This is a genomic window from Hyphococcus luteus (assembly GCF_002943565.1).
GTDB classification, from domain to species: domain Bacteria; phylum Pseudomonadota; class Alphaproteobacteria; order Caulobacterales; family Parvularculaceae; genus Hyphococcus; species Hyphococcus luteus.
In genome coordinates this window covers 141785-167895 of the sequence record NZ_PJCH01000015.1, presented here as the reverse complement: position 1 = coordinate 167895, position 26111 = coordinate 141785, and the positions used below count along the sequence as shown (strand labels likewise).

Below are 26111 nucleotides of genomic sequence, written 5' to 3'. Positions count from 1 at the left end.
CGTTTTGCCTTTTATTCGGGCCGGAAAATATAACGAGGGCGCGATCGGAGCCCTATCCTAATTTGAGGAGGTGCTTTCTTAAGCGGCGATTAACGTAACCAGCTGGACAAGCTCGCTCTGGCGCGAAACGCCGGTCTTGGAAAAGACGTTCTTCAGATAGGTCCGGGCGCTGCTGATCGAAATGCCGGTTTTCCGGGCGGCTTCTTCGAGCCCGCCGCCGTTAGACAGGGCGTGCACCACTCTGGCTTCCGAAGGCAGGATATTGAGCGCAGAGGCGATGATTTCCGGCGAGGCGCTGATGCGCGCCGGGTTCGAGAGCACGAGGCTGTAATAGGCGTCGTTCAACCCGTCCGGGGGATGAAAGCTTGCGGAGGCGAAGACGAAGTTCGGGTCGTCGGCTCTTTCGAAGCGGAAGACGGAGCGCGCGTCGCCGGCGTCCGAATTGGCGCGGACTTTTTCGAGAAAATCCTGGAACTCATAGGTCGTTTTCGGGTTCGTTGAACGCAGGATGCGTTCCGCGCCTATCTCAAACAGCCCTGACGTCTCCAGAATGCGCTTCGCCGACCCATTGGCGTAAATCACGTGGCGGTTTTCGTTCAAAAATGCGATGCCGGCGGTTAGCCGTTCTACGGCGTTGTGGGAGGCGAAGGAAATCATCCGAAGCTTGCGAAGGTTAAGCTCCGTGATCGCTGCATTAAGCGCTATTTCGAGCGTTTGCGTTTCCGCGGGTTTGATCAGAAAACGGAAGACGTGGACGTCATTCACCGCCGACAGCGCCGCGTCGAGATCGGCTTGTCCGGAAAGCAGCATGTAAACCGCATCGTCGTCGATTTCACGCATCTGCGCGATCAGGCTGATGCCGTCCGTGTCCGCCATTTTGAGGTCGGAAATCACGATGTCTGCAGGGGTTTTCTCATGCATCCCAAGCGCTTCCGCGGGCGTTGCGGCGTAGCGGATGTCGAAATCGCCTTTAATGGGGGTTAGCGCGAGGCGCAGTTGTTCAAGACAAATCAAATCGTCATCGACGCAAAGCAGTTTGAATTGGCGCACAGCCATGCTTGAAAACCATCATATCGCTTGGCGAGTGTCATGGATCAGGGTTAAAAAAGGATTGCGCTCTTAAGCGCTAAGAGCGTTGAATTTCTTGGAAAAATAGGCGGGCGGGCCCGTCAGGCCAGCCCCTCAGGAGGGGCAGTGGCCGCCGGCTTCGACCCAGGCGGCCGTCAGGGCGCCGAGGGTTTTCTGGTCGCCGGGCGCGGGCGTGCGGCCTTCGCCGGGGTTCCACGCCCAGTCGACGAGATGGTCTGCGCCGTTATGTTCGACGAGATCCTCAAGCGAGCGCCCGCCCGTCAGGTTCGGATTGTTCAGCTGCACGCAAAGCTCCGCCGGGGTCGCGCCGGCCCAGCCCATGAATTCCGGCGGCAGCACCCAGGGCGTCGCGCCCGGGATGGAGCCTTCCATGGTGGCGAACTCGACGTTTTCCGATCCGTGGCAGGTGAAACACTCCATGCCCGGCGCGCCGATGCCCGATCCGCGCGCCACCGGCGGCTCATGCGGGCGCATGTCGTCGCCCTGCGTCGGGCCGCCCGATTTCGGATGGCAGTTGGCGCAGCGCGGATGCAGCATCACTTTCGCCATTTCATTGAAAAGGGCGGCGGCGCGCTCCTGGTCATCCTCGATGGACGCGAAAGCGGCGGGCGTTTTCAGCCCGTTGACTTCCATGGCGTTTTTGCCCCCGCCGGCGCCTTCATTTTGTTGCCCGCAGGCGGCGAGAAAAGCGAAACCGGCGCCGATCGCCGTTGCGGTCATCCAGCGTGATTGGGTTTTCATCTTTGTTCCTCAGGCCTGAAGGCTTTTGATCATGGGCAGATTGCGGGGCGTCGCGCCGGAAAGGCGGCGCACCGCATTGGCGACGGCGGGACCGATCGGCGGTAGGCCGGGTTCGCCGACGCCCGTGGGCGGTTCGTTCGAGGCGATGATTTCGACCTCGACATCGGGCATTTCGCTGATGCGCAAGGACCGGTAGTCGTGGAAATTCGACTGGGTCACCGCGCCGCCTTCGTCGAGAGTCAGCTCGTTGAAGAGAATGGCGCTGAGGCCGTAGCCGATGCCGCCTTCCATCTGCGCCTTGATGATTTCCGGATTGACGGGAATGCCGCAATCGACGGCGCACCAGACTTTGTGCACGCGGGGTAGGCCGTCCTCCATGGAGACTTCGGCGATTTCCGCCACATAAGACCGGAAGGATTCAACCGCCGCGACGCCGCGCGCGCGCCCTTCCGGCGCCTCCATGCCGCCCGCCATGGCGTTAACGCGCTTCAAGACATTGGCGAGGCGCTGATGTTTCGGCGCCGTCATCAAGGCGAGGCGGCCTTCCACCGGATCCTTGCCGGCTTTTTCCAGAAGCTCGTCGATGAAGGTCTCGACGGCGTAACCCGTATGGGTGTGGCCGACCGAGCGCCACCACAGCGTCGTCACCGGATTGTTGATGATATGCGCGGACGTATTGTAGTTCGGCAGGGCGTAAGGAGTTTCCGACGCGCCTTCGACCATGGTGGCGTCGACGCCGCCCTGCAGCATGCCCTCGAAGGGCGAGTTCGCCACGAAGGATTGTCCGGCGATGACATGCTCCCAGGCGGCGATGTCGCCGGCGTCGTTCACGGCGCCGCGCATGCGGTGAACCATGAGCGGGCGGTAATAGCCGCCCTGAATGTCGTCTTCGCGGGTCCACATGAGCTTGACCGGCGTTTCGCCGCCCGCCGCCATGAAGACTTCCGCGGCCTCGCGCGCGAAATGCGCGTCGGATTGCGCGCGCCGGCCGAAACTGCCGCCGGCGAGGACGGTGTTGAGCGTTACTTTCTCCGGTTCGACATTACAGGCTTCGGCGATGGTCGCCTTGTCCATGGTCTGGATCTGGCTGCCCATCCAGACTTCGACGCCGCCGTCTTCCTTGCGTTCGACAACCGCGTCGAGCGGCTCCATGGGCGCATGGACGAGATAGGGGAAGATATATTCCGCTTCGATGGAATTCGCCGCATCGGCGAAAGCGGAATCGTCAACCGTTCCGTTTTCGCCGGCGACGGCGCCTCGGCTTTTCACGGCGTCCCGGCGCTCCGCGGCGATTTCATCCGTAGACCGTGTTTCGGCGGCGCTTTCGTCCCATTCGACCTTCAGCGCCTTGCGGGCTTTCAGGGCTGCAAAGGTGTTTTTCGCATAGATGGCGACGCCGCTGCTGATCTTCTTGACGTCGACCACGCCGGGGACTTCGCGCGCCGCCTTGTCGTCGAAAGAGGCGACGGTCGCGCCGAACTTCACCGGATGGGCGACGACCACGGTGAGCATGCCCTCGCGATAGATGTCGAGCGTGAACTGCGCTTCGCCGGTGGATTTCATGCCGGTGTCGAGCTTCGGCACATCCTTGCCGATATAGATCCACTGGTCCGGCGTTTTGAGCGTCGGCTCGGCGGGCGCCTCCTGCGCCGCCGCCGCTTCGGCGAACTCGCCGAAAGAGCCGGATTTGCCCGAGCTGTGAGAGAGAACGCCTTTCGAGACGCTGATCTCGCTTGCCGGAACGCCCCAGCTTTCAGCGGCGGCTGCGACCAGCATCGCCTTCGCCGCGGCGCCGGCTTTGCGCATCACGTCGAAAGAGGCGGCCATGGCGGTAGACCCGCCGGTCCCCTGCATGCCGCCGAACATGATGTTGCCGTACAGCTCGGCGTTCGCCGGCGCATGTTCGGCGCGGATTTGCGACCAGTCGGCGTCCATTTCGTCGGCGACGAGGGTGGCGAGGCCCGTAAACGGGCCCTGGCCGAATTCAATATGCTTGATCAGGATCGTGACCGTGTTGTCCGGGCTGATGCGCACGAAGGCGTTCGGCGCGTATTTGATGTTCGAGGCGTCGCCGCCGCCGAAAATGCGTTCTTCACCCGATTGGCCGCGCGACTTTACGGGCAGCGCCACGGCGATGACGAGGCCGCCGGCGCCGGCGAGAAAGGCGCGTCTTGAGGGGGCGGGGGCTTCCATGACAGTCATCTTTTAGCCTCCAAGCTTTTCGCCGGCGGATTTCACGGCTTTCCGTATGCGGACATAAGTTGCGCATTTGCAGATATTGCCGGCCAGCGCCTTGTCGATGTCCTCGTCGCTCGGCTTCGGATTGCGCGACAGCAGCGCCGCGGCGGTCATGATCTGACCCGACTGGCAGTAGCCGCATTGCGGCGTGTCATATTCGGCCCAGGCCTCGCGCACGGCGTCGGCTTGCGGTCCTTCAAGGCCTTCGATGGTGGTGACGCTCGCCCCGTCAAGCGTCGAGACCGGCGTGACGCAGGCGCGCCGCGGCTGGCCGTTCACATGCACGGTGCAGGCGCCGCATTGGGCGATGCCGCAGCCGAATTTCGTGCCGGTGAGTCTGAGATCGTCGCGAAGAACCCAGAGCAGCGGCGTGTCGGGATCGACATCCAGCGTTCGCTGCTCGTTATTGACTTTGAAACTGATGCTCATGCCGCGCCCTCCAGATCAGCCTATGCTGCGATTGCGAATATATAGGGAAGACCCCCGAGTCCTGTCCAGCAAAGCCGTATGATGCGAGTCATTCTCAAAAAGATTTCGACTCAATTTTAGCCGGCGTCTAAGTCCTGCGGCGTGTCGATGTCGCGCAAAAATTTTTCCGGGGCCTTGACGGCGCATCTTGCGGGAAGCCCTGCAAGAATATCCCGCGCGCCGGCGTCGCCTTTCAGCGCGCGCAGTGTCTCGAACCATTGCGACCCGAAAACCGCCGGCGGCGACCGCCGCGCCCCGCAGGCTGTAAAAGCGGCGCGCTCTTCACATTTCTGAGAGCTATGGAGCAGGCTACGCAAATGTGCGGGCGGCGCGAAAGGCATGTCGGCGAGCGCAATGAGGACGCATAACGCGTTATGATCCGACGCCCACTCTATCCCTGCGCGCAAGGATGCGCTCATGCCTTCATGCGCATGAGCATTCACGATGATCTCGAAGCCGAGGTTTTGCAAAAGGGGCGCATGAACCTTCGATGTCTCGCTGATGATTGCAGCGCGCATGTCGCAACCGGCGTCGGCGAGGGCTTTTGCGGACCGTTCAAGAACCTTTTCGTCATTGATCTTCGCCGCGAGTTTGTCGCCGCCGAAACGCGAGGACGCGCCGGCGGCGAGAAGAATGGCGGCGCAAGTCTCGTCCGGCTTCATGCGGCGCCGTGGGGCCAGGCGGCGAGAACGCCGGCGAGCACCGAAACCGCGAGCGCCGACGGATCGCGCGTCGCCGGAATAAGTCCGATGGGCCCCTCGATGCGGGCGAGAGACGCATCGTCGAGCTCGGCGCCGCGCAACGCCTCGATCCGTTCGGCGTGGGTGCGGCGGCTGCCGACCGCGCCGATATAAAAAGCCGAAGAGGCGAGGGCGGCGGGGGCCAGCGCCAGCTCCCATTCGCGGTCATGGAAAAGAAACACGAAAGCCGTCCAGGGATCGGCGGGAATTTCCGGCAGCGACGAGGAGGATTTGAGGTGAAAGCATTCCTGCGCGCCGCATTGGGCGAGAATGGCTTCGTCGGGCGAGATGGCGCAGAAGCGATGGCCGGCGGCGCGGGCGATGCGCGCCAGGAGAACGAGTTCGGCGCCGACGCCGGCGGCGGCGATCCTCAGCGGCGGCTGGTAAATGCGCGTGAACGATGTCTCGCTTTCGCGTTGGCTGCGCCGCGCATCGCAAAGCGTCATCGTGTTTGTTTCGAAACCGGCGGCGACAGGACGCCTTGCGTCGAGCGCGATGCAGGCGTCGCTCAAGGCTTCCGCCGGCGGGTTGACTGTGAACAAAAGATCGACGCCGGAGCCGCAAGGCAGCGTCACGTCAAGAAAAGGCGAGCCTTTGCCGTAACGCACGACGCCGCCTTCGCCCCGGTCCATTGCGGCGCGCGCTTCCTCGACGATGGCGCGTTCGAGACAGCCCGAGGAAATCGATCCGGCGAAACGGCCGTCTTCGGCGACGGCCATCTGGGCGCCCAAGGCTCGCGGCGAAGCGCCGTCGATTTCAACGAGCGTGACGATGACAGCGGGCCGCCCGGCGCGGCGCTCGGCGAGGGCGAAGCGCAAGACGTCGCCGCCCGACGGATCGAAGGCGGCGGGAAGGGGGATTTCCGGCGAGGCGTCCAACATAAGGTTATTCTAGCCCGCCGGCCCGTCCGGCGCCATGCCGCGCATTGAACTCTTCACGCCGACTTGACGGGACGGCGAAGGGATGACAAGTAAGCTTCCATGATCAGGGTGCAGTATTTTTCGAACTGGTGGCGGCTGTCTCAATAGGGACGGCTTAAATCTTGTCGCCGTCTTGCTTGGTAAGGCGGCGCCGCGCATCCCGGAACTCCGCCTTGCCGATTGACGGCGCCCCATAAGAGGCGGAGATGACTCAGAAAGATTACACAACTGCAGGCGGCGTCCGCGTGACGCGGGAAATCGTTCCGGCCTCCTATGAGGCGGGGATCGGCGCGCTTTGCCGCGACATGGACAGCCGCCTCGGCGTCGTCCTGGCCTCGGGTTTTGAATTTCCCGGGCGCTATTCGCGCCTCGACATGGGCTTTGTCGATCCGCCGGTGCAGATCGCCAGCCGCGGGCGCGACTTCTCGATCCGCGCCTTGAATGAGCGGGGCGAGGTTATCCTGCCGGCCTTCATTCCGGCGCTTGAAGCCAATAGCGACATCATGCTGGCGCGCGTGGAGGCGGGGCTTGTTTCAGGGTCGGTAAAAGAACCGACGGAAGTCGTGCCCGAAGAACAGCGCAGCCGCCAGCCCTCGGTCTTCTCGATGCTGCGCGCCTGCCGCGACGCCTTCGCCGCGGGCGAGGACAAGCATCTCGGGCTTTACGGCGCCTTTGCGTACGATCTCTGTTTTCAGTTCGAGCCGATTAATCTGCGCCTGGAGAGACTCGCGGATCATCGCGATCTCGCGCTCTTCCTGCCCGACCAGATCACCATCGTCGATCATGTGCGTAAAGAGGCGCTGATCTACCGTTACGACTTCGAGGTGAACGGCAAGACGACAAGAGACCTGCCGCGCAAAACCGCGGACGATCCCATCAAGGTTGGCGGTCACGAGTTCGAGGCCAGGTCCGACCACGCGCCCGGCGAATATGCGGCGAATGTTGAAAAGGCGCGGGAAGCGTTTTACCGCGGCGATCTTTTCGAAGCGGTGTTGAGCCAGACCTTCGAAGAGCCGCTGACCTCGCGCCCCAGCGCCATTTTTGAACGCCTTTCAACCGAGAATCCGTCGCCTTACGGCGCCTTCATGAATCTGGGGCAGGGCGAAGCGCTCGTCGGCTCTTCGCCGGAAATGTATGTTCGGGTCGAGGGCGACCGGGTCGAGACCTGTCCCATCTCCGGCACGGCGCCGCGCGGGCGCGACGCGCTCGAAGACGCGGAAAATGTCCGGGTACTGCTCAATTCGGAAAAGGACAAGGCTGAGCTCACCATGTGCACGGATGTGGATCGCAACGACAAATCGCGCATCTGCACGCCGGGCTCGGTGAAAGTGCTTGGCCGGCGCCAGCTCGAGTTTTATTCAAAGCTCATTCACACGGTGGACCATGTGGAGGGCTATCTCTCGCCGGGCTTTGATTCCCTCGATGCGTTCCTCACGCATATGTGGGCGGTGACCGTCACCGGCGCGCCGAAAGTCTGGGCGATGCAGTTCATCGAAAATCACGAAAAGACCGCCCGGCGCTGGTATGGCGGGGCCATCGGGCGCCTCACCTTCGATGGCGACATGAACACCGGGCTGACGATCCGTACGACGCGCCTTCATGACGGCGTCGCGGAAGTAAGGGCCGGGGCGACGCTGCTTTACGACAGCGACCCGCAAGCGGAAGACGCCGAATGCCGGCTTAAAGCTTCGGCGCTGTTCGCGGCGATCCGCGGGGCGGGCGGCGGCGCGGCGGCGCAGGCGAAACCGGCGAAACCGCCCATGCGGCGCATCCTCCTCGTCGATCACCAGGATTCCTTCGTGCATACGCTCGGCAGTTATTTCCGCCAGCTCGGCGCGGAGGTGACGACCTTGCGGCCGGATGCGGCGCGCAAAGCGATCAAAAGCCGCGACGATTTCGACATGGCGGTGCTGTCGCCGGGGCCGGGCCGGCCTGAGGATTTCAACACCGCCGAAACCTTAAAGCTGCTCGATGAAAAAGGCCTGCCGGTTTTCGGCGTGTGTCTCGGGCTGCAGGCCATGGTCGAATATGAAGGCGGCGCGCTCGACGTGCTCGCCTATCCCATGCACGGCAAGATGAGCCAGGCGGTGAGCGGCGGCGGGCGGCTGTTCAAGGGGCTGTCGGAAAGTTTCGAGATCGGGCGCTATCATTCGCTTCATGCGAACCGCGATGCGCTTCCCGATTGTTTCGAGGCGACGGCGCAAACGGGCGACGGCGTCATCATGGCGGTGGAGCATAAAACGAAACCCTGGGCCGCCGTGCAGTTCCACCCGGAATCGATCCTGACCTCGCCTCAGGCGACGGGCTTGCCGCTGCTTCGCAATGCGCTTGAGGCGCTGTGTCCGAAGAACAGCGAGAGTTGAGCTTTAGCCACCTCCGCTCATCCCCGCGAAAGCGGGGATCCAGAAAAAGCTTTTAGAGGCGATCTGAACTATCCAACTGCGACTCGCCACGGTTTAACCGTGGCGTCCAGCAATTTGAAATACGTTGCAAGTTGGACCCCACGCTTAAAGCGTGGGGAGTCGGTGACGGCTGGGTCAGGCCTTGCCTCGGCAAATGCGCTGGATCCCGGCTTTTGCCGGGATGAGCGGGAAGGGGGATTAATCCTTCTTGCGATTGAATTCCGACGGCTGGTTGGCGAACATTTTCTTCGCCGCCGGGCGTTCATTGATGCGGCCCAGCCAGTCGAGAATGGCCGGCGTATCTTTCTCGTTCACGAATTCCGGGAAGCCGTTCTGCATGCCGTTGGCGATGGCGAAATTGCAGATGTCGGCGAGCGTATACATGTGATCGCAGGCGAGCCATTTGCTTTCCTGTAAGCGCGCTTCGAGCTTCTTCACCGAATGGCCGATCTTGCGCATCTCCTCGTCGAGCAATTCCTGCGGGAAGCCTTCGCGCGCGCGGCGCCATTTCACCTTCTGTTCGTGGATCGGCACCTTCGCCACCATCTCCTCGAACTCTTCGTCGGAGAGGTGCTTGACCATATTGCCGACCATGCGATGCCAGCCGATGGTGGAGACGCACCAGCAGAAATATTCGTCGACCCATTTGGTCCAGATGCGCATCTGCGCGCGCTCGAAATGATCGGCGGGGCGGAGCGGGTTCTGATCGGGAAACACGTCTTCAAGATATTCGCAGATCACCGTCGATTCGGTGATGATCTTGCCGTCATGCTCCAGCGCCGGCACCTGGCCGTTGGGATTGAGTTTCTTGTACCAGTCCGAATGGTGCTCGAATTTCGCGGGATTCAAAAAGACGCTCTCGAAGTCGAGCTCCTTTTCATAAAGCGCGAGCAGGGGTTTCAGCGAATTGGCGCCGGGTCCGAAGGAGTAGAGTTTCAAGGCCGTTTCTCCTGAACAGATGGATTTTGATCGTTAAAAACGAATGTATCTGAAATAAGCCAAATTAAGCTGCCGTAATGGGAAGTGAATGCCTGAGAATTTACGAATTTCCGTGATGGAAAACCTCCGCTCACCCCGACACAAGTCGGGACCCAAGCTAAAGAAATAATGTCGGGCGAAGCTCGTCTTCCTTTGTTCGACTGGATCCCGGCTTTCGCCGAGATGAGCGGGGTGGAAGATGCAGCAAAAAAAACGCCGCCGGAGCGTTTCGGCTCCGGCGGCGCGCTTTCGCGGGGGCGTTCCCTCCCAGATGCGGTTAACTTGCGGCCGCGAACTGGTTCATTGTGTTATCTTCGCCCGCGGCTTTTAGCGCCGCTTCGCCCGCGAAATACTCCTTATGGTCGTCGCCGATATCCGAGCCCGCCATGTTCTGGTGCTTGACGCAGGCGATCTGCTGGCGGATCTCCTCGCGCTGCACGTTCTTGACATAGCCGAGCATCGCTTCCTCGCCGAAATAGCGCTTGGCGAGGTTGTCGGTGGAGAGCGCCGCCGTGTGATAGGTCGGCAGCGTGATGAGGTGATGGAAGATGCCGGCGCGTTTCGACCCGTCGCGCTGGAACGTCTGGATGCGCTTGTCGGCTTCGAGCGCGAGTTCGGTGTCGTCATAATCGACGCTCATCAGCTTGTCGCGGTTATAGGCCGAAACATCCTTGCCTTCGCTCGACCAGGCGTCGAACACCTGCTGGCGGAAGTTCAATGTCCAGTTGAAGCTCGGCGAGTTGTTGTAGACGAGCTTGGCGTTCGGCACGACTTCGCGGATGCGGTCGACCATGCCGGCGATTTGTTCCACATGCGGCTTTTCGGTTTCGATCCAGAGAAGATCGGCGCCGTGCTGCAGCGAGGTGATGCAGTCGAGAACGCAGCGGTCCTCGCCCGTGCCTTTTTTGAACTGGAAGAGGTTCGAACGCAGGCGTTTCGGGCGCATCAGCTTGCCGTCGCGGGTGATGACGACATCGCCATTGCCGAGATCGCCGGCCCCGACTTCCTCGCAATCGAGGAAGGAATTGTACTGGTCGCCGAGATCGCCGGGCTCGGCGCTATAGGCGATCTGTTTCGTCAGCCCGGCGCCGAGTGAGTCGGTGCGCGCAACGATGATGCCATCCTCGACGCCCATCTCGAGGAAGGCGTAGCGGCAGGCGCGGATTTTCGCGATAAAGTCTTCATGCGGAACAGTGACTTTGCCGTCCTGGTGGCCGCATTGTTTTTCGTCCGAGACCTGGTTTTCGATCTGCAGGGCGCAGGCGCCGGCCTCGATCATTTTCTTGGCGAGGAGATAGGTCGCTTCGGCGTTGCCGAAGCCTGCGTCGATATCGGCGATGATCGGCACGACATGGGTCTGGAAATTGTCGATCTGATTGAGGAGCTGTTTCTCCCTGACCTGATCGTTTTCCTCGCGCGCCTTGTCGAGGTCCCGGAAGAGACCGCCAAGTTCGCGCGCGTCCGCCTGTTTGAGGAAGGTGTAGAGCTCTTCGATGAGCGCCGGGACCGCCGTTTTCTCATGCATGGACTGGTCGGGCAGGGGGCCGAATTCGGACCGCAGCGCGGCGACCATCCAGCCGGAAAGATAGAGATAGCGGCCCTTGGTTTCGCCGAAATGCTTCTTGATGGAGATCATCTTCTGCTGGCCGATGAAGCCGTGCCAGCAGCCGAGCGACTGGGTGTAATTCGCCGGGTCGGCGTCATAGGCTTCCATGTCGGCGCGCATGATCTTCGCGGTGTATTTCGCGATGTCGAGGCCGGTCTTGAAGCGGTTCTGAAGCTGCATCCGGGCGACCGATTCCGCGTCGACGCCGTTCCACTGGCCGTTTCGGGCTTCAATGATGCGGCTCGCCGCGCTCAGATTCTCCAGATAGGTCATCGGTCTATCCCTTTGATTTACTATTCTAAATTCAACGAGGCGGCGTGAGCATGAAACCCCGGGGCCGCCATTGACCCTGTAAATAAGCGGGATTTTCCGGCTTGTGCAGGCGCGAAAAAGTCTTATTGTCAAACTTTACAGAATTTATATGTAATATTGTAAAGTCGTGACTTTACGAGGAAAATCATGGCCAAAGCCAAGGATCGCACGAAAGACCGGGCCGCGTTCATGGGCCCGCGCCTGCGCCGCCTCCGGCGCGAGATGGGGATGACCCAGGCGGTGATGGCCGAGGATCTCGGCGTTTCGCCCTCCTACATTGCGCTGATGGAGCGCAATCAGCGGCCCATGACCGCCGACATGCTCCTAAAGCTCGCGCAGGTTTACGACCTCGACGTCGCCTCGCTCGCCGGCAATCGCGGGGAAGAGTTCGCCGCGCGTTTCGACGGCGTCATGCGCGATCCCTTGTTCGCCGATCTCGAACTGTCGCCCATGGATGTGGAGGACGTCTCGCAATCCTATCCGGCCATGGCGGAAGCGGTCATTCGTCTGTACACCGCCTATCGCGACGGCCAGATGGCGCTCGCCGATCATGGCGACGACGCGCAGGACGCGCCGGACCCGGTGGCCGAAGCGCGCCGGTTTCTGTCGGCGCGCCGCAACTCCTTTCCCTCGATTGACGATCACGGCGAACGCATCGCCGGCGAGATCGGCGACAAGTTTGACGGGGCCGACAATTTCGAGGCCTATTTCAGGGAAAGGCACGATCTCAAGGTGCGCCGCCTGCCGCCCGACGTGATGATGGGCGCGGTGCGCCGGCTCGACCGTCACCGCAGCGAGCTTGTCCTCGATGAAACGCTGGACAAGGCGAGCCGGACATTTCAGCTCGCGCTGCAGATCGCTTATCTCGACATGCGCGAGACCATCGACGAGGCGCTTGGCGAAGGCGGGTTTACTTCCGAAAACAGCGAGCGCCTCGCGCGCCGGGCGTTGGCCAATTACGCCGCCGGGTCGCTGATGATGCCTTACCGCGCCTTTGTCAAAGCCGCCGAGCGCCGCAAATACGATGTCGAAGCCCTGTCGCGTCAGTTCGGCGCCAGTTTCGAGCAGATCTGTCACCGCCTGACGACCCTGCAAAAACCGGGGCAGGAGGGGGCGCCGTTTTTCTTCATCCGCGTCGATGCGGCGGGGAACGTCTCGAAGCGGCTTGACGGCGCCGGGTTTCCTTTCGCGCGCCATGGCGGCTCGTGTCCTTTATGGTCGCTGCATCAGGCGTTCACGAGCCCCCGCGAAATTCTCACCCAATGGGTCGAACTGCCGGACGGCGAAAAATTTTTCACAATTGTCCGCACCGTGACGGCGGGCGGCGGCGCCTGGGGCGCGCCCCGCGTTGAACGCGCTGTTGCGCTCGGCTGCGATGAAAAACACGCGCATCGCCTTGTCTATACGCAAGGAACCGATCTTAAGTCGGTCAAGCCGACGCCCATCGGCGTTGCGTGTCGCCTGTGTCACCGCATCGACTGCGCCGCGCGCGCCGAGCCCCCCATCGGGCGCAGCGTCCTGCCCGACGACTACCGGCGCACGATTGCGCCTTTCGGGTTTTCGGACCGATGAGAGGAGGGAGTGGGGAATAGGCAATAGCGTTCCCATTGCCTAAACCTTCGCCCCAATAACGCGAATCGCACTCCGAAAAATTCATCAAAAATGATGAATTCCTGCCGGAATCCCGCATTCGGTGCGTAGTTATCCACGAGTCCTGCGGCGGCCTTATACTTCATCCGTCGCCGGACTGTGGCCGTAACCGAGGCGGAAGAAACCATCCGCATTCATCAAAGAGGTCCTGACGGCGGCCGTCTTGCGGGAGCGCGAAGCTCGCCGGAAGAGGCTCTTTGACATTGCGGGTTTTGCGCAAGGTTGGCTGCTGCTGGCTTTGCGCGTTTGAGACAGGCTAGCGACGAGCTTGCCCCTCACCCGGATTTTCTTTGAAAATCCGACCTCTCCCAAGGGAGAGGTAGAGGACTGACATTGGCCCACACTACCTCTCCCTCGGGAGAGGTCGAAAGCGCGGATGCGCTTTTGGGTGAGGGGCTGAGCTCTTACTCCGCCGCCTTGGCTTCCTGCCGCCGTTCGGTCAGGACGAACTCGGTATAGCCGTTGGGCTGCTGCGCGCCTTTAAAGACGAGATCGCAGGCCGCCTTGAAGGCCGGCCCGTCGAAACCGGGCGCCATCGGCGTATAAGCGGGGTCGCTCTCGTTCTGCTTGTCGACGACGGCGGCCATGCGCTTCATGGCTTCCATCACTTGGGTCTCGCTGACGATCCCATGCATCAGCCAGTTGGCGAGATGCTGCGAGGAGATGCGCAAGGTGGCGCGGTCTTCCATCAGGCCCACATCGTGAATGTCCGGCACTTTCGAACAGCCGACGCCCTGATCGACCCAGCGCACCACGTAACCCAGAACGCCTTGCGCGTTGTTGTCGATCTCCTCGCGGATTTCGTCTTCGGAGAAGTTGGCGCCGCCGGCGAAAGGCGGGGTTAAGAGCTTGTCGAGGTCGCCGGTCGCCTGGCCCTTCAGTTCTTTCTGGCGCTTGAAGACGTCGACTTCGTGATAATGCAGCGCGTGCAGCGTCGCCGCCGTTGGCGAGGGCGTCCAGGCGGTGGTCGCGCCGGCTTTCGGATGGCCGATCTTCTGCTCCAGCATCGCCGCCATCATGTCGGGCGCGGCCCACATGCCTTTGCCGATCTGCGCTTTGCCGGAAAGACCGCAGGCAAGACCGATGCCGACATTGCGCGCCTCGTAGGCCTTGATCCAGACGGAATCTTTCACCGCGTTTTTGCGGATCACCGGTCCGCCGGCCATGATCGTATGAATCTCGTCGCCGGTGCGGTCGAGGAAGCCTGTATTGATGAAGACGAGGCGTTCGCGCGCGGCGTGAATGCAGGATGCGAGATTGGCGGAGGTGCGTTTCTCCTCGTCCATGACGCCGATTTTCAGCGTGTTTTTCGCCAGGCCCAGCATTTCCTCGACGCGGGTAAACAATTCCACGGCGAAGGCGACTTCTTCCGGCCCATGCAGCTTCGGTTTGACGATATAGACCGAGCCGGCGCGCGAGTTGAGGCGCTTGCCGTTCAAATCGTGAAACGCGATCAGCGAGGTGATCGCCGCATCCATGAAGGTTTCGGGAATCTCTTCGCCGTTCGCGTCGCGGATGACGTTCGTATACATATGATGGCCGACATTGCGGACGAGCAGCATGGATCGGCCATGCAGCGAGAGCGCTCCGCCGTCCGGCGCAACATAGTCCCGGTCCGGATTGAGCGTGCGCGTGACGGTCTCGCCGCCTTTTTCGAAGGCGGCTTCAAGGTCGCCTTTCATCAGGCCGAGCCAGTTGCGATAGACATTCACCTTGTCTTGGGCATCGACCGCCGCGACGGAATCCTCGCAGTCCATGATGGTCGAGATCGCCGATTCGACGATGACATCGGCGACGCCGGCCTTGTCGGTCTTGCCGATAGCGCTCTTGGGATCGATGAGGATTTCCAGATGCAAGCCGTTATTCCTGAGAAGCACGGCGTCAGGCTTGCTGGCGTCGCCGCGATAGCCGGCGAACTTTTCAGGTTCTTGAAGCGCCGTTGCGCCATTAGCCATCTCAACTACGAGCGCGCCATTTTCTACTTTGTAGCTCGTTGCGTCGGCATGCGAGCCGTCGGCCAGCGGCGCGGCGAGATCGAGGGCCGCGCGGGCGCGGGCGATGACCTTTTCGCCGCGCTTTGGATTGTAGCCTTTGCCTTTTTCCGCGCCATCCGTCTCGGGGATCGCGTCGGCGCCGTAAAGCGCATCGTAAAGCGAGCCCCAGCGGGCGTTGGCGGCGTTCAGCGCATAGCGTGCATTCGAGACCGGCACGACGAGTTGAGGCCCCGCGACGGCGCGCAATTCTTCGTCCACGCCGGCGGTGGAGATTTCAAAAGGCGAAGGCTCGGGCGCGAGATAGCCGATGTCTTTGAGGAAAGCCGTATGTTCTTCGACGTCGTAATTTCCTTTATGCGCGCGAAACCAGTCGTCGATTTTCGCCTGCAGGGCGTCGCGCTTGTCGAGCAGTTCGCGGTTTCGGGGGCCGAGATCGGCGACGATTTTTGCAAACCCCTGCCAGAAATCCTCCGCCATGATCCCGGTTCCGGGCAGGGCCTCGTTCTCGATAAAGGCCGCGAGCTGCGGATCGATCGTCAATTGCGCGTGCATTGTCATGGTCTTCCCCAGTCGTCATTCTCGGTCGGTCACGGCGCCCATCCAATAAGGCTTCATGCGCGAAATGGAATAGGCAAACCGAATTTTAGCTGTTATTCCCCCTAACAGCCCGGAACGGATAAAGACAAATACGAACACGCCTTATGAGTATTGAACGCATCCTCATCATCGGCGCCGGACAGGCCGGCGCGCAGGCCGCCGTCTCTTTACGGCAAGGCGGCTTTAAAGGCGTGATCACGATGATCGGCGCCGAGCCCGCGCCGCCTTATCAGCGTCCGCCTTTGTCGAAAGCCTATCTGAAAGGCGAGCTCGAAGAGCAGCGGCTTTATCTGCGTCCTGCGGAATTTTACGAGGCGCAAGAGATCGACCTTCGGCTTGGCGTTGCCGCAACCGGCATCGACCGCGAAGCGAAAACCGTTGTGACCGACGAAGGCGAGACGCTTTCTTATGACGTGCTTCTTCTTGCGACCGGCGCGCCGCCGAGACGCCTGAATGCGCCGGGCGCGGATCTTGAGGGCGTTCATTATCTGCGCACGCTTGCCGATTCCGAACGGTTGCGGCCCATGCTTTCCGCGCCGGGGCGCGTTGTCATAGTGGGCGCCGGTTATATCGGGCTCGAGGTCGCCGCCGTGGCGCGTCAGCACGGCCGCGACGTGACCGTCCTTGAAATGGCGCCGCGGGTTCTGGCGCGCGTCGCCAGCGAGCCGGTTTCGGAGTTTTATCAAACGCTTCACCGGAATAATGGCGTCGACTTGCGTCTCGGGGCTGCGTTCGAGGCCTTTGAAGGCGAACACCGCATTCACGCCGCGCGGCTCAAGGACGGCGAGGCCATCGACTGCGCCGCCGCGCTTGTCGGGATTGGCGCCGCGCCGGAAACCAGGCTCGCCGAAGAGGCGGGGCTTGAGGTTTCGAACGGCATTGTCGTCGACGAATATGCGCGCACCTCCGATCCGGCGATTTTCGCGGCGGGCGATTGCACGAACTTCCCGTCGCCCCGTTACGGCCGGCGCATGCGCCTTGAATCCGTCCCGAACGCCATCGAACAGGCGAAGGCGGCGGCGGCGAACATGATCGGCGGCGAGACGGTTTACGACGCGCTGCCCTGGTTCTGGTCGGACCAGTATGATGTGAAGCTGCAAACCGTCGGGCTTTGCGAAGGCTATGACGAGCTTGTGGTGCGCGGCGACCCGGCGGCGAAGAAATTCGCCGTCTGGTATCTGAAAGACGGCAAGGGTCTTGCGGTCGACGCGATCAACGATCCGGCCTCATTCGCCATGGGCAAAAAGCTGATCACCGCCGGCGCCGCGCTCGACCCGGCGAAGCTCGCCGATACGGGCGTCGATCTGAAAACGCTCATTTAGAACTCTCCATTGTCATCCCGGACGCGCTGCAACACGCAAGTGTTGCTGCGCAGATCCGGGACCCATTTCGCGATGGGTCCCGTGTCTGCAAAGCAGCGATAAATCGCTGCATTGCGCACGGGATGACAAAGAGAATGCGGCGCTAAAAAAGTTCTCTTACCCGTAAAGCGCTTTTGGCAGCCAGGTTGCGATCTCAGGATAAAAGGCGAGGACAGCGAGCGCGGTGAGCTGGATTGCAATATAGGGAAGGGCGCCGCGATAGATGTGCATGGTCCGGACTTCCGGCGGCGCGACGCCCCGCAGATAGAACAAGGCGAAGCCGAAGGGCGGCGTCAGGAACGACGTCTGCAGATTGATCGCCATCATCACGCCGAGCCAGACGGGATCGAGTCCCATGGCGAGCAGATGCGGCCCGACGAGCGGCACCACCACCAGCGTGATCTCGATGAAGTCGAGGAAAAAGCCGAGCACGAACATCACCAGCATGACGACGATGACGGCCCCGATGATCCCGCCCGGCGTCGCTTCGAGCGCGTGGCGCACCGTGTCGTCGCCACCGAGCCCGCGAAAGACGAGAGAAAAGAGCGCGGCGCCGATCAGGATCGTGAAGACCATGGTGGTGACGCGCGCGGTCTGATCGAAGATCGGCGTCAGGGCCTTTTCCCGGCGCAACTGGAACAGGCTTGCAAGAAGACCCCACGGCGTCAGCGCGAAAAGAAGAAAAGCGACGCCGATGCCGATCATTTCCGCCAGGCTCGCATGGTCGCGCCCGAGACGCAGATCGAGAAAGCCTGTGAGTGCGAGGAGGCCGATGATCGCGCCGGCGGAGACGAGCACGGCGAAGCGGCCCGCAAGCAGCGATCCCTTTGGCGCAAGGCGCATGCCGGCGATCAACAAGGCGCCGATGGCGCCGACGCTCGCCGCTTCGGTGGGGGTCGCCACGCCGGCGAGAATTGAGCCGAGGACCGCGACAATAAGAATAAGCGGCGGCGGCAGGGTTTTCATGGCGGCGAGCCAGACTTCGCCGCGGGATCCAAGCTCCGCGGCGGGAATGGCCGGCGCCATCTTCGGCCGGGTGAGCGCGACGAAAAGCTGCCAGAGGATATAAAAGCCGACGAGCATCAGCCCCGGAAACAAGGCGCCGGCAAAAAGATGGCCCACCGACACCGTCTCCGGCGACATGATGCCCTGTTCGAGCTGCGCGCGCTGATAGGCGTTGGAAATGACGTCGCCGAGAAGAATGAGCACGATCGACGGCGGAATGATCTGGCCGAGCGTGCCCGCCGCGGCGATGGAGCCCGATGCGAAGGCCGGATCGTAGCCCCGCCGCAGCATGGTCGGCAGGCTGAGGAGCCCCATGGTGACGACCGTGGCGCCGACAATGCCGGTTGAGGCGGCGAGCAGCATGCCGACAATCGTCACGGAAAGGCCGAGCCCGCCGGGAAGCGAGCCGAACAGCTTCGCCATTTCGTCGAGCAGCTCTTCGGCGATCTTCGATTTTTCGAGAATGACGCCCATGAGGATGAACATCGGCACGGCGATGAGCGTCGTGTTGGAGACCGCCCCGAAGACCCGCTGCGGGAAGGGGATGAGATAGGATATGTCGAAAACGCCGAACATCAGGCCGAGAACGGCGAAGACGAGCGCCGTGCCGGCGAGGCTGAACGCCACCGGAAACCCGGCCATCAGGCAGGCGCACAAAACCAGCACCATGATGATGTCGAGCCAGCCGGCGAAAGTGCAGGCGCAAAAAGCGATATTGCCGATATCGAATTCCATCAGCCGCGCTCCTTCAGTTGCGCGGCGGCGCGCGAGGCGTTCACGAAGCCGGCCATCATCATCAGGACCGCGAAGGCGGGGATGAAGGATTTCAGAATGAACAGCGCCTGGATGCCTGAAGACTCATTCGAGCCTTCGCCCACGGCCCAAGAGCGCGCCACATAAGGCGAGGCGGTCCACAAAAGCAGGATGCAGACCGGAAACAGCAAGAGATAGGTTCCGGCGAGATCGACCAGCGCTTTTCTTCGCGGCGGCGCCTCGCGGTAAAAGATGTCGACGCGCACATGATCGTCGGTGAGAAGCGCGTAGCCTCCGGCGAGCAGGAACACCGCGCCATGCATGTAAGTGATCGATTCCTGCATGAAGATGTAATTAAGGCCGAACACGTAACGCAGGACGACGACGCCGAACTGAATGAGCGCCATGGCGAGCAAAAGCCACATGACGATGCGGCCGGTTTTGCGCGTGACGGCGTCGAAGATGGTTGAAAGGCCAAGCGCCGCGCGGCCGAAGCCCGCAGCGGTTACGGCGGCGACGGTGAGGGCAAAGAGGCCGGAAAACCAGACGAGCTTTTGCGCCGAGGGCGTGATCTCGAGGATCGGCGTCAGCCACGCGAAGGCGAGACCGGCGGCGACAACAGTCAGGACTGTCAACGCCCAGGCAAGGAGCGGGCGCTTTTCCGAAAGCAGAAAGGCGAGCGGCACAAACAGGAGCGGGAACATGACGCCCGCCGCCGCCCAGTTGAGAATATCGCCAATGAGGGTCAGCATGCGCCGGCCTCGCCGGCGCCGTTCTCCCTTCTCCCCATCGGGGAGAAGGTGGCCAGAAGGGCCGGATGAGGGGGAAGGTGACTGACCGATGGCAACTTTTCTTCCCCCTCACCCGGAATTCGCAAACGAATTCCGGCCTCTCCCCGAAGGGGAGAGGCGGTGTTCGCACTCGGAATGGCTTCGGCATGCCCCATCACAATGAAAACGCTTTGCGGCGCGCGGCCATATAGGCTTCGTCAGAAATGCGGCTCCATTCCATGGAGCGCACGAGCGACTCCCTGAAGCTCTGATAGATGCGGTTCGTGATGTCGTCGGTCGCAGCGGCTTCCTCAAGCACGGTCTTGCTGGCGGCGGCGAGGGCGTCCATCACATCCGCCGGCATCTGGCGCAGCTGGACGCCGTGTTCTTCGAGGAGCTGCTCCAGCGCGATGGCGTTGTGATGGGTGAATTCGGCGATGGAAATATTGTTGGCGCGCTGGCAGGCGCCGGTAATGATCGACTTTTCCGTCGCCGTCAGTTCGTTCCAGAGATCGAGATTGATCCCGCAGGCGAGCTGCGAGCCCGGCTCGTGAAAGCCCGGCCAGTAATAATATTTCGCTTCCTGATAAAACCCGAAAGCGAGATCGTTCCACGGGCCGACCCATTCGGTGGCGTCGATGGCGCCCGATTGCAGCGCCGGATAGATCTCGCCGCCGGGAATCGCCACAGCCGACGCGCCGATGCGCCGTAAGACTTCGCCGCCGAGACCCGGCATGCGCATTTTAAGGCCGCGCATGTCTTCGAGCGAGTTGATTTCCTTTTTGAACCAGCCGCCGAGCTGGTGGCCGGAATTGCCCGCCGCGATCGGCTTGATGTTGAAGCGCGCGGAAAGCTCATCCCAGAGTTCCTGGCCGCCGCCGAATTCCGTCCAGGCCATGATTTCCGATATGGTCATGCCGAAGGGGACGGCGGTGAAGAAATTGAAGGCCGGCGATTTGCCGACCCAGTAATATTCCGCGCCGTGATACATGTCGGCGGCGCCGTTGGAGACCGCGTCGAAGCTTTCGAATGCGCTGACAAGTTCGCCCGCCGCAAAAACGCGCACGGTCATCGCGCCGCCGGACATTTCGGTGATGAACTGCGCAACGCGCTCGGGCATCGTGCCGAGGCCGGGAAAGTCCTTCGGCCAGGTGGTCACCATTTTCAGCTCGCGCTGCTTGAGCGCGCCGGGCAAGGCGCCGCCTGCGGGCACGCCGCATTCGCATCCCGCGACCAACCCGGCGGCGCCTATGGCGCCGCCGGTGAGTAGTTGTCTGCGCTTCAACATATGCTGTCCAAAATTGTTGCGGCGTGACCGCATGATCTAAAATTTGCGCGCGTTCGCGCGCGGGGCGCGCCGCACTCGCACCCCGCCACCAGTCCGGCGGCGCCGAGCGCGCCGCCCGTGAGCAATTGTCTGCGTTTCATCATGAGGCCCCGCGCCTCCTCCCTCATTGTTTGTTGTTCTTTTTTATTTCTGGTCCGGTTCGACGACCTCGATCTCCACGTCGTTGTCGCCGCTTTCGGCTTTCTCGCGCTGTCTTTGCGTGCGCCATGCTTCGTAATCGGCTTCCTTTTGCGCGCGGGAGCGCGCCGCGCCGACGCCCTGATCCGTGGCGAGTGACGAGCCCGTGCCGTCATAGCCGCTTGAGCGGCACTGATTTTCGGCGTCATAGCAGCGCTCGATACAGGCGGCGCGGGCCGGGCCGTCCTTGAGGCCGAGGCAATCGGTCTGACACTGATTATGGCGGCCGGTGCAGCGATCCTGCGCATAACCGAACGGCGCGGAAGAACAGCCGCCCAAAAGAACGGCGAGGGCGGCGGCGCCCGCGATAAACCGGATACTCAAAGCTTTGAACTCCCTATCACCAACAAACCGCCCCGCCTTTTCGCGCCGGGACGGTACAATGAGCCGCCGCAGGAAGCAAAGCGGCGGCCTCCGGTTTCCGGTTCAGGTGGGCTCGTGATGAAAAAGAGGCTGGAACGCGCTTACTCGGCCGCGACCGCCTGGCGGTCCATCCGGGTCCAGCCCGTGGGCCCGAGCATCTCCAGCGGCTGGAAGCGTTTTTTATAGTCCATCTTGTCCGAGCCGTTCACCCAGTAGCCGAGATAGACGTAAGGCAGGCCGAGCTCCTGGGCGAAGGAAACATGATCGAGGATCATGAAACGGCCGAGACCGCGCGCCTCTTCTTCCGGCTCGAAGAAGCTGTAGACCATGGAGAGCCCGTCAGTCAGCCGGTCGGTGAGCGCCGCGCCGATCAGCCGCTCGTCGCCGGTTTCTTCGTCTTTCAGGAGATATTCGATGACGATGGTGTCGACCGCCGTCTCCTCGACCATGGAGGCGTAATCGAGCACGGTCATGTCCGCCATGCCGCCCTCGCCGTGGCGCGCGTCGAGATAGGCCCTGAGGAGCGAGAACTGCTCGCCGGTGGCGCGGGGGCTGCGGATGCGGCGGATGACGTCGGCGTTGCGCGACAGGGCGCGCCGGCGCGAGCGCGTCAGGTGGAAATCGTCGGCGACGATGCGCACAGGCACGCAGGCGTTGCACGCCTCGCAGGCCGGCAGGTAGATGAGATTCTGCGAGCGGCGGAAGCCGCGCCGCGTCAGAAGTGCATTTGTAGAGGAGGCCCCGTCGCCGGAGAGATAGGAGAATATTTTACGTTCGCGGCGCCCCTTGAGATAGGGGCAGGGGGCCGGCGCCGTGATGTAGAATTCACCGCCCTCAAGGCCGAACCGCCGCGCGAAATCTTCGTTACTCATAATCTCCAACGTAAGGCGAAAACCTTAGCGGCCCATTAGCATATCCGCAATGAATCCGTTCTTTCTCAGAGCCCGGTCCGGAAGTCAAAACGCACGCGGAGCGGGAAGGACAGACGTTCGCCAGCGGCCATATCGGTAGGGTCAAGGCTCTGATTCCAACGAGAAGCGGCGCCGGAGCCGCATCGTGGGGCTGATTTGGACGTCTGATCCATAGCTCATTTTTATGCTTAAAATTGTCAAGGGCCGGCGCCGGCAGGTGTCAATTCAGGCCGGGCGCCGGCTTAGCCGAGATCGAAATAAAAGCCCGCGGCCGCCGTATAGACAACCCAGAGAAGAATAATGAGCGGTCCGCCGACCACCATGAAATCCCTAAATTTGTAATGACCGGGCGTCATTACGAGGAGGTTGGTCTGATAGGCGATAGGGGTGGCGAAAGAGCAGTTCGAGCCGAAAATGACGGTGAGAACCAGAATATGCTCGTCGATCCCGGCGATCTGTGCGGCTGCGACGGCCACCGGCGTGAACAGAACCGACGTGGCGTTATTGGACAGGAGGTTCGTCATCACGGCGCACATAATAAAGAATGTCGAGACGAGCACGGTCGGGCCGAAATCGGCGGCTGCGACGGCGAGCCCTTCGCCCAGAAAGGCGGCGCCGCCAGTGCGCTCCAGCGCCGCGCCCATGGCCAGCGACGCCCCGATCAGGAGATAGATCCGCCGGTCGATGGCGCGCGCGGCCTGTCGCACATTGAGACAGCCCGACGCCACCATGGCCGTGGCGCCGGCGATGGCCGAGACCGCAATGGGCGCGAGCCCTGTGGCGGTGGCGGCGATGACGCCCGCAAAGATCAGGGCCGCCACATTGGCGTTGCGCTGGTCGGGCAGGCCCTGCATCGACCATTCGAGCAGCAGGATGTCGCGGTCCGACCGCAGGGCGCGGATATCCTTGATATCGCCGAGAATGAGCAGCACATCCCCGGCCTCGAGCCGGATCGTGTTCATCTGCGTTCGGATCATGCGGCTGCGCCGCTCGATGCCGAGAATGACGCAATTGGTCTGCGCGTGAAAACCGATCTGGGCGACGGACCGGCCGATCAGGCGCGAGCCCGGCGCCACGATGGCTTCGACCAGGGTGAGCTGCGTCGAGCGCTGGACCGAACCGTCGACCTCGTCGGCGATGGAGGTTTCGGCCATCAGCCCTTCGAGCATGTCCGGGTTCGATTTCAAGAGGGATGTGAGCGCGGAGCGCGTCGCCGCCACGATGACGACGTCGCCCGTGCGGAAGGCGAAGTCTTCGAAAGGCGGCAGGATCGCCCGCTCCCGGCGCTGCACCATGCGCACGGTGATGTCCGGCAGATCGACGAAAAGGCCCGCCACCGGCCCCTTGCCGATCAGCGGGTGGCCGCGCGTCACCTCGATCTGCGCGATGAAATGCTTGCCTTCGCGTTCATTGGTCCAGGGCTGGCTCGGATTGTCCCGCTTGGGCAGGAGCCAGCGCCCGGCGGTCGCCATGTAAAGAATGCCGGCGCCGGCGAGAACCAGCCCCATCGGGGTCAGTTCGAAAAAGCCGATCTCGCCGCCGGTGGTCGCGCGATAGGACTGGGCCGCGAGGAGGTTGGTCGACGAGCCGATCAGCGTCGTCATGCCGCCGAGGATCGACACATAAGAAAGCGGCATCATGAAGCGCGAGACGCGGATTTTGCTCTGCTGGGCGATGGCGGCCATGATCGGGATGAACATCACGACCACGGGCGTGTTGTTCAGGAACGCGCTGATCACCATGATGAACAAAAAAACTGCGGCGGTGATGACGAAGGGCGCCTTTTCAAAAGCGCGCAATAAAATTTGCGTCGGCAGTTCCAGCGTGCCCGCCTGGAACATGCCCTGGCCGATGATCAACAGCCCGAGAATGGCGAAAAGGGCGGGGCTGGCGAAGCCCGACAGGATGGTTTCTGTCGAGAGAAGGTTTTCGCCGTTGCGCTCCATGGGCGCGAGCAGAAACAGGATGAGCAGCGCCACGACCGCCCCGGCGGAGATAAGCTCCAGCGGAAAGCGGTCCAGCGTGTAGAACACGACCGTGACCGCAATGATCGCGAGCGTGGCCCACATTTGCCAAGGGGCTGCTATAAAAGCGTCCATCATGTCAGATTGTCGTGACCCGGCCCTGTTGTGAACCAATTCCATGCGCCGAGGGTTCCCGGCGCACATGCTGGCGCTTTGTATTTTCCAGATTTGATGCTAACGCCACAAGTCCTAAATGTTTCAATATGTTGTGGGAAGAGCCCCATGACGCTAGGTTAATGGATGACCGATAAATACAGACCTTTGAAGAACGCCTTCGGCCGTTTCGCTACCGGAATCGCCGTCGCCGCCTGCCGGGACGGGGAAGGGGCGATCGCGGCCCTGACGGTCAATTCATTCACGTCGGTGTCGCTGGAGCCGCCGCTGGTGCTGTGGTGCCTCGAAAACCGCGCTTCTTCTTACAGTGCTTTCATGGCGGCGGATAGCTATGCGGTGTCGATCCTTCATGCCGGTCAGAAGGCGGCCTCGCAGCGTTTTGCGCATTTTCTGCCCGACGGGCCGAAAGAGGACGAGTTCGAAAACTGGGTCACGGGCGCGCCGGTTCTGAAGGACCGCCTCGCCGGTTTCGACTGCAAAGTCGCTGCGCGCCATGAAGCCGGCGATCATGTGATCCTCGTCGGCGAGGTGGCGAAGTTCGACAGCGCCGAGGGCGCGCCGCTGATCTATTATGCGAGCAACTACATTCCGGGCACGGAGAAGCCGTAATGAAAACTGCATTCCTGGGGCTTGGCGTCATGGGCTATCCCATGGCCGGCCATCTCGCCGCAAAAGGCTATGACGTCGCCGTTTACAACCGCACGGGCGCAAAGGCCGAAAGCTGGGTCAAGGATCATAAGGGCGCGGCGGCGGCGATGCCGGCTGACGTGGTGAAAGACGCCGACCTCATTTTCGCCTGTCTCGGCGACGATCCCGATGTCGAGGCGGTGGTCGCGGCGTCCATGGACGGGCTGAAAGAGGGCGCGGTCTTTGTGGATCACACCACAGCCTCGCCGGCGCTGGCGCGGGCGCTGCATGCACAGCTCGGCGAAAAAGGCGTCGGCTTTGTGGATGCGCCGGTGTCGGGCGGCCAGGCGGGCGCCGAAAACGGCAAGCTTTCCGTCATGTGCGGCGGCGATGCTGCCCATGTCGAAAAAGCCCGTCCCGCCATGGAGGCCTATTCGGCGCGGATCGTCCATATCGGGCCGGCGGGTCACGGCCAGCTCTGCAAGGCGGTGAACCAGATCTGCATCGCCGGGGTGCTGCAGGGGCTTTCCGAAGGGGTGCATTTCGCTGCGCAGGCCGGTCTCGATATCGACCGCGTGCTTGAAGCGATTTCCGGCGGCGCGGCGCAAAGCTGGCAGATGGAAAACCGCGCCAAGACCATGGCGGCGGATGAATTCGATTTCGGCTTCGCGGTGGACTGGATGCGCAAGGATTTGCGGATCGCCCTCGCCGAAGCCCGGGAAAACGGCGCGCGCCTGCCGGCGACGGCGCTCGTGGACCAGTTCTACGCCGATGTTCAGGCCATGGGCGGCGGACGCTGGGACACCTCAAGCCTCGTCCGGCGGCTTAATAAGAGCGGCTGACAAGAAATCTGGACGGGCGCGCCGAATGCGATCACAAGATTTCTGTTAACTTTTTTGAGCCATGAGACGGAAAGCTGCGGT

20 protein-coding genes are annotated in these 26111 nt (G+C 62.1%); 5 read left to right on the top strand and 15 right to left on the bottom strand.

Going from position 1 to position 26111, the window contains the following annotated elements; translation table 11 throughout:
- Window positions 1-78: 78 nt before the first annotated feature.
- The 6 genes from CW354_RS16900 to CW354_RS16875 all read right to left on the bottom strand — a co-directional run bounded on the left by CW354_RS16900 (window position 79) and on the right by CW354_RS16875 (window position 6157).
- A complete protein-coding gene (locus tag CW354_RS16900; protein WP_104831267.1) occupies window positions 79-1056 on the bottom strand; it encodes a DNA-binding response regulator in 978 nt (325 codons plus the stop codon).
- 126 nt (window positions 1057-1182) lie between these two features.
- A complete protein-coding gene (locus CW354_RS16895; protein WP_207764873.1) occupies window positions 1183-1830 on the bottom strand; it encodes a hypothetical protein in 648 nt (215 codons plus the stop codon).
- A 9-nt stretch (window positions 1831-1839) separates the two neighbouring features.
- Entirely contained in the window at window positions 1840-4032 is a 2193-nt protein-coding gene (locus tag CW354_RS16890) for a xanthine dehydrogenase family protein molybdopterin-binding subunit (protein WP_104831266.1), read from the bottom strand.
- A 3-nt stretch (window positions 4033-4035) separates the two neighbouring features.
- Window positions 4036-4497 (bottom strand): (2Fe-2S)-binding protein, encoded by a 462-nt coding sequence (locus CW354_RS16885; protein ID WP_104831265.1) that lies wholly within the window; start codon window positions 4495-4497, stop codon window positions 4036-4038.
- Window positions 4498-4613: 116 nt separating this feature from the next.
- Window positions 4614-5198 carry a nucleotidyltransferase family protein gene (locus CW354_RS16880; protein ID WP_104831264.1) on the bottom strand — a complete coding sequence of 195 codons (585 nt, stop codon included), beginning with the start codon at window positions 5196-5198 and terminating at the stop codon, window positions 4614-4616.
- Window positions 5195-6157, bottom strand: a complete 963-nt coding sequence (locus CW354_RS16875; protein ID WP_104831263.1) for an XdhC family protein — start codon at window positions 6155-6157, stop codon at window positions 5195-5197. Before CW354_RS16875 ends, CW354_RS16880 begins: the two co-directional genes overlap by 4 nt.
- A 245-nt stretch (window positions 6158-6402) precedes the next feature.
- On the opposite strand from CW354_RS16875, the gene CW354_RS16870 reads away from it, so the two are divergent.
- Window positions 6403-8559, top strand: coding sequence for an anthranilate synthase component I (locus tag CW354_RS16870; RefSeq protein WP_104831262.1), 2157 nt, complete (start codon window positions 6403-6405; stop codon window positions 8557-8559).
- A 237-nt stretch (window positions 8560-8796) separates the two neighbouring features.
- Here CW354_RS16870 and CW354_RS16865 read toward each other — a convergent pair whose 3' ends face one another.
- Both CW354_RS16865 and CW354_RS16860 read right to left on the bottom strand, forming a co-directional pair.
- Window positions 8797-9537: a glutathione S-transferase family protein gene (locus CW354_RS16865; protein ID WP_104831261.1), complete on the bottom strand. Its 741-nt coding sequence runs from the start codon at window positions 9535-9537 to the stop codon at window positions 8797-8799.
- A 316-nt stretch (window positions 9538-9853) separates the two neighbouring features.
- Window positions 9854-11455 carry an isocitrate lyase gene (locus CW354_RS16860; RefSeq protein WP_104831260.1) on the bottom strand — a complete coding sequence of 534 codons (1602 nt, stop codon included), beginning with the start codon at window positions 11453-11455 and terminating at the stop codon, window positions 9854-9856.
- A 186-nt stretch (window positions 11456-11641) separates the two neighbouring features.
- Here CW354_RS16860 and CW354_RS16855 point away from each other — a divergent pair, with 186 nt between their 5' ends.
- Window positions 11642-13066: a helix-turn-helix domain-containing protein gene (locus tag CW354_RS16855; protein ID WP_104831259.1), complete on the top strand. Its 1425-nt coding sequence runs from the start codon at window positions 11642-11644 to the stop codon at window positions 13064-13066.
- Between the two features lie 482 nt (window positions 13067-13548).
- On the opposite strand, the gene CW354_RS16850 is transcribed toward CW354_RS16855, so the two are convergent.
- Window positions 13549-15696 carry a malate synthase G gene (locus CW354_RS16850; protein ID WP_104831258.1) on the bottom strand — a complete coding sequence of 716 codons (2148 nt, stop codon included), beginning with the start codon at window positions 15694-15696 and terminating at the stop codon, window positions 13549-13551.
- Between the two features lie 143 nt (window positions 15697-15839).
- Between CW354_RS16850 and CW354_RS16845 the strand changes: the two genes are divergently transcribed.
- Complete coding sequence (locus CW354_RS16845; RefSeq protein ID WP_207764872.1) at window positions 15840-17057, top strand: NAD(P)/FAD-dependent oxidoreductase; 1218 nt, start codon at window positions 15840-15842, stop codon at window positions 17055-17057.
- A gap of 156 nt (window positions 17058-17213) precedes the next feature.
- Here the strand turns inward: CW354_RS16845 and CW354_RS16840 are convergent, their stop codons facing one another.
- From CW354_RS16840 to CW354_RS16815, 6 genes are all read right to left on the bottom strand, one after another.
- Window positions 17214-18836 carry a TRAP transporter large permease gene (locus CW354_RS16840; protein WP_104831257.1) on the bottom strand — a complete coding sequence of 541 codons (1623 nt, stop codon included), beginning with the start codon at window positions 18834-18836 and terminating at the stop codon, window positions 17214-17216.
- Window positions 18836-19606 (bottom strand): TRAP transporter small permease subunit, encoded by a 771-nt coding sequence (locus CW354_RS23710; protein ID WP_207764871.1) that lies wholly within the window; start codon window positions 19604-19606, stop codon window positions 18836-18838. Before CW354_RS23710 ends, CW354_RS16840 begins: the two co-directional genes overlap by 1 nt.
- A gap of 193 nt (window positions 19607-19799) precedes the next feature.
- Window positions 19800-20909 carry a TRAP transporter substrate-binding protein gene (locus CW354_RS16830; RefSeq protein ID WP_423793548.1) on the bottom strand — a complete coding sequence of 370 codons (1110 nt, stop codon included), beginning with the start codon at window positions 20907-20909 and terminating at the stop codon, window positions 19800-19802.
- Between the two features lie 186 nt (window positions 20910-21095).
- Complete coding sequence (locus CW354_RS16825; RefSeq protein WP_104831255.1) at window positions 21096-21473, bottom strand: hypothetical protein; 378 nt, start codon at window positions 21471-21473, stop codon at window positions 21096-21098.
- A gap of 140 nt (window positions 21474-21613) precedes the next feature.
- Complete coding sequence (locus CW354_RS16820) at window positions 21614-22384, bottom strand: arginyltransferase (protein WP_104831254.1); 771 nt, start codon at window positions 22382-22384, stop codon at window positions 21614-21616.
- Window positions 22385-22665: 281 nt separating this feature from the next.
- Entirely contained in the window at window positions 22666-24492 is a 1827-nt protein-coding gene (locus CW354_RS16815) for an SLC13 family permease (protein ID WP_243396436.1), read from the bottom strand.
- A gap of 195 nt (window positions 24493-24687) precedes the next feature.
- Between CW354_RS16815 and CW354_RS16810 the strand changes: the two genes are divergently transcribed.
- Window positions 24688-25170, top strand: coding sequence for a flavin reductase family protein (locus CW354_RS16810; protein WP_104831253.1), 483 nt, complete (start codon window positions 24688-24690; stop codon window positions 25168-25170).
- Window positions 25170-26030, top strand: coding sequence for an NAD(P)-dependent oxidoreductase (locus CW354_RS16805; RefSeq protein ID WP_104831252.1), 861 nt, complete (start codon window positions 25170-25172; stop codon window positions 26028-26030). The genes CW354_RS16810 and CW354_RS16805 overlap by 1 nt, the downstream gene beginning before the upstream one ends.
- Window positions 26031-26111 lie beyond the last annotated feature (81 nt).

What these genes read in the sequence shown, in the direction of transcription:
- CW354_RS16900 (WP_104831267.1), bottom strand. Translation starts at nt 1,056, where the DNA reads ATGGCTGTGCGCCAATTCAAACTGCTTTGCGTCGATGACGATTTGATT.
- CW354_RS16895 (WP_207764873.1), bottom strand. Translation starts at nt 1,830, where the DNA reads ATGAAAACCCAATCACGCTGGATGACCGCAACGGCGATCGGCGCCGGT.
- CW354_RS16890 (WP_104831266.1), bottom strand. Translation starts at nt 4,032, where the DNA reads ATGACTGTCATGGAAGCCCCCGCCCCCTCAAGACGCGCCTTTCTCGCC.
- CW354_RS16885 (WP_104831265.1), bottom strand. Translation starts at nt 4,497, where the DNA reads ATGAGCATCAGTTTCAAAGTCAATAACGAGCAGCGAACGCTGGATGTC.
- CW354_RS16880 (WP_104831264.1), bottom strand. Translation starts at nt 5,198, where the DNA reads ATGAAGCCGGACGAGACTTGCGCCGCCATTCTTCTCGCCGCCGGCGCG.
- CW354_RS16875 (WP_104831263.1), bottom strand. Translation starts at nt 6,157, where the DNA reads ATGTTGGACGCCTCGCCGGAAATCCCCCTTCCCGCCGCCTTCGATCCG.
- CW354_RS16870 (WP_104831262.1), top strand. Translation starts at nt 6,403, where the DNA reads ATGACTCAGAAAGATTACACAACTGCAGGCGGCGTCCGCGTGACGCGG.
- CW354_RS16860 (WP_104831260.1), bottom strand. Translation starts at nt 11,455, where the DNA reads ATGACCTATCTGGAGAATCTGAGCGCGGCGAGCCGCATCATTGAAGCC.
- CW354_RS16855 (WP_104831259.1), top strand. Translation starts at nt 11,642, where the DNA reads ATGGCCAAAGCCAAGGATCGCACGAAAGACCGGGCCGCGTTCATGGGC.
- CW354_RS16850 (WP_104831258.1), bottom strand. Translation starts at nt 15,696, where the DNA reads ATGACAATGCACGCGCAATTGACGATCGATCCGCAGCTCGCGGCCTTT.
- CW354_RS16845 (WP_207764872.1), top strand. Translation starts at nt 15,840, where the DNA reads ATGAGTATTGAACGCATCCTCATCATCGGCGCCGGACAGGCCGGCGCG.
- CW354_RS16840 (WP_104831257.1), bottom strand. Translation starts at nt 18,836, where the DNA reads ATGGAATTCGATATCGGCAATATCGCTTTTTGCGCCTGCACTTTCGCC.
- CW354_RS23710 (WP_207764871.1), bottom strand. Translation starts at nt 19,606, where the DNA reads ATGCTGACCCTCATTGGCGATATTCTCAACTGGGCGGCGGCGGGCGTC.
- CW354_RS16820 (WP_104831254.1), bottom strand. Translation starts at nt 22,384, where the DNA reads ATGAGTAACGAAGATTTCGCGCGGCGGTTCGGCCTTGAGGGCGGTGAA.
- CW354_RS16815 (WP_243396436.1), bottom strand. Translation starts at nt 24,492, where the DNA reads ATGTGGGCCACGCTCGCGATCATTGCGGTCACGGTCGTGTTCTACACG.
- CW354_RS16810 (WP_104831253.1), top strand. Translation starts at nt 24,688, where the DNA reads ATGACCGATAAATACAGACCTTTGAAGAACGCCTTCGGCCGTTTCGCT.
- CW354_RS16805 (WP_104831252.1), top strand. Translation starts at nt 25,170, where the DNA reads ATGAAAACTGCATTCCTGGGGCTTGGCGTCATGGGCTATCCCATGGCC.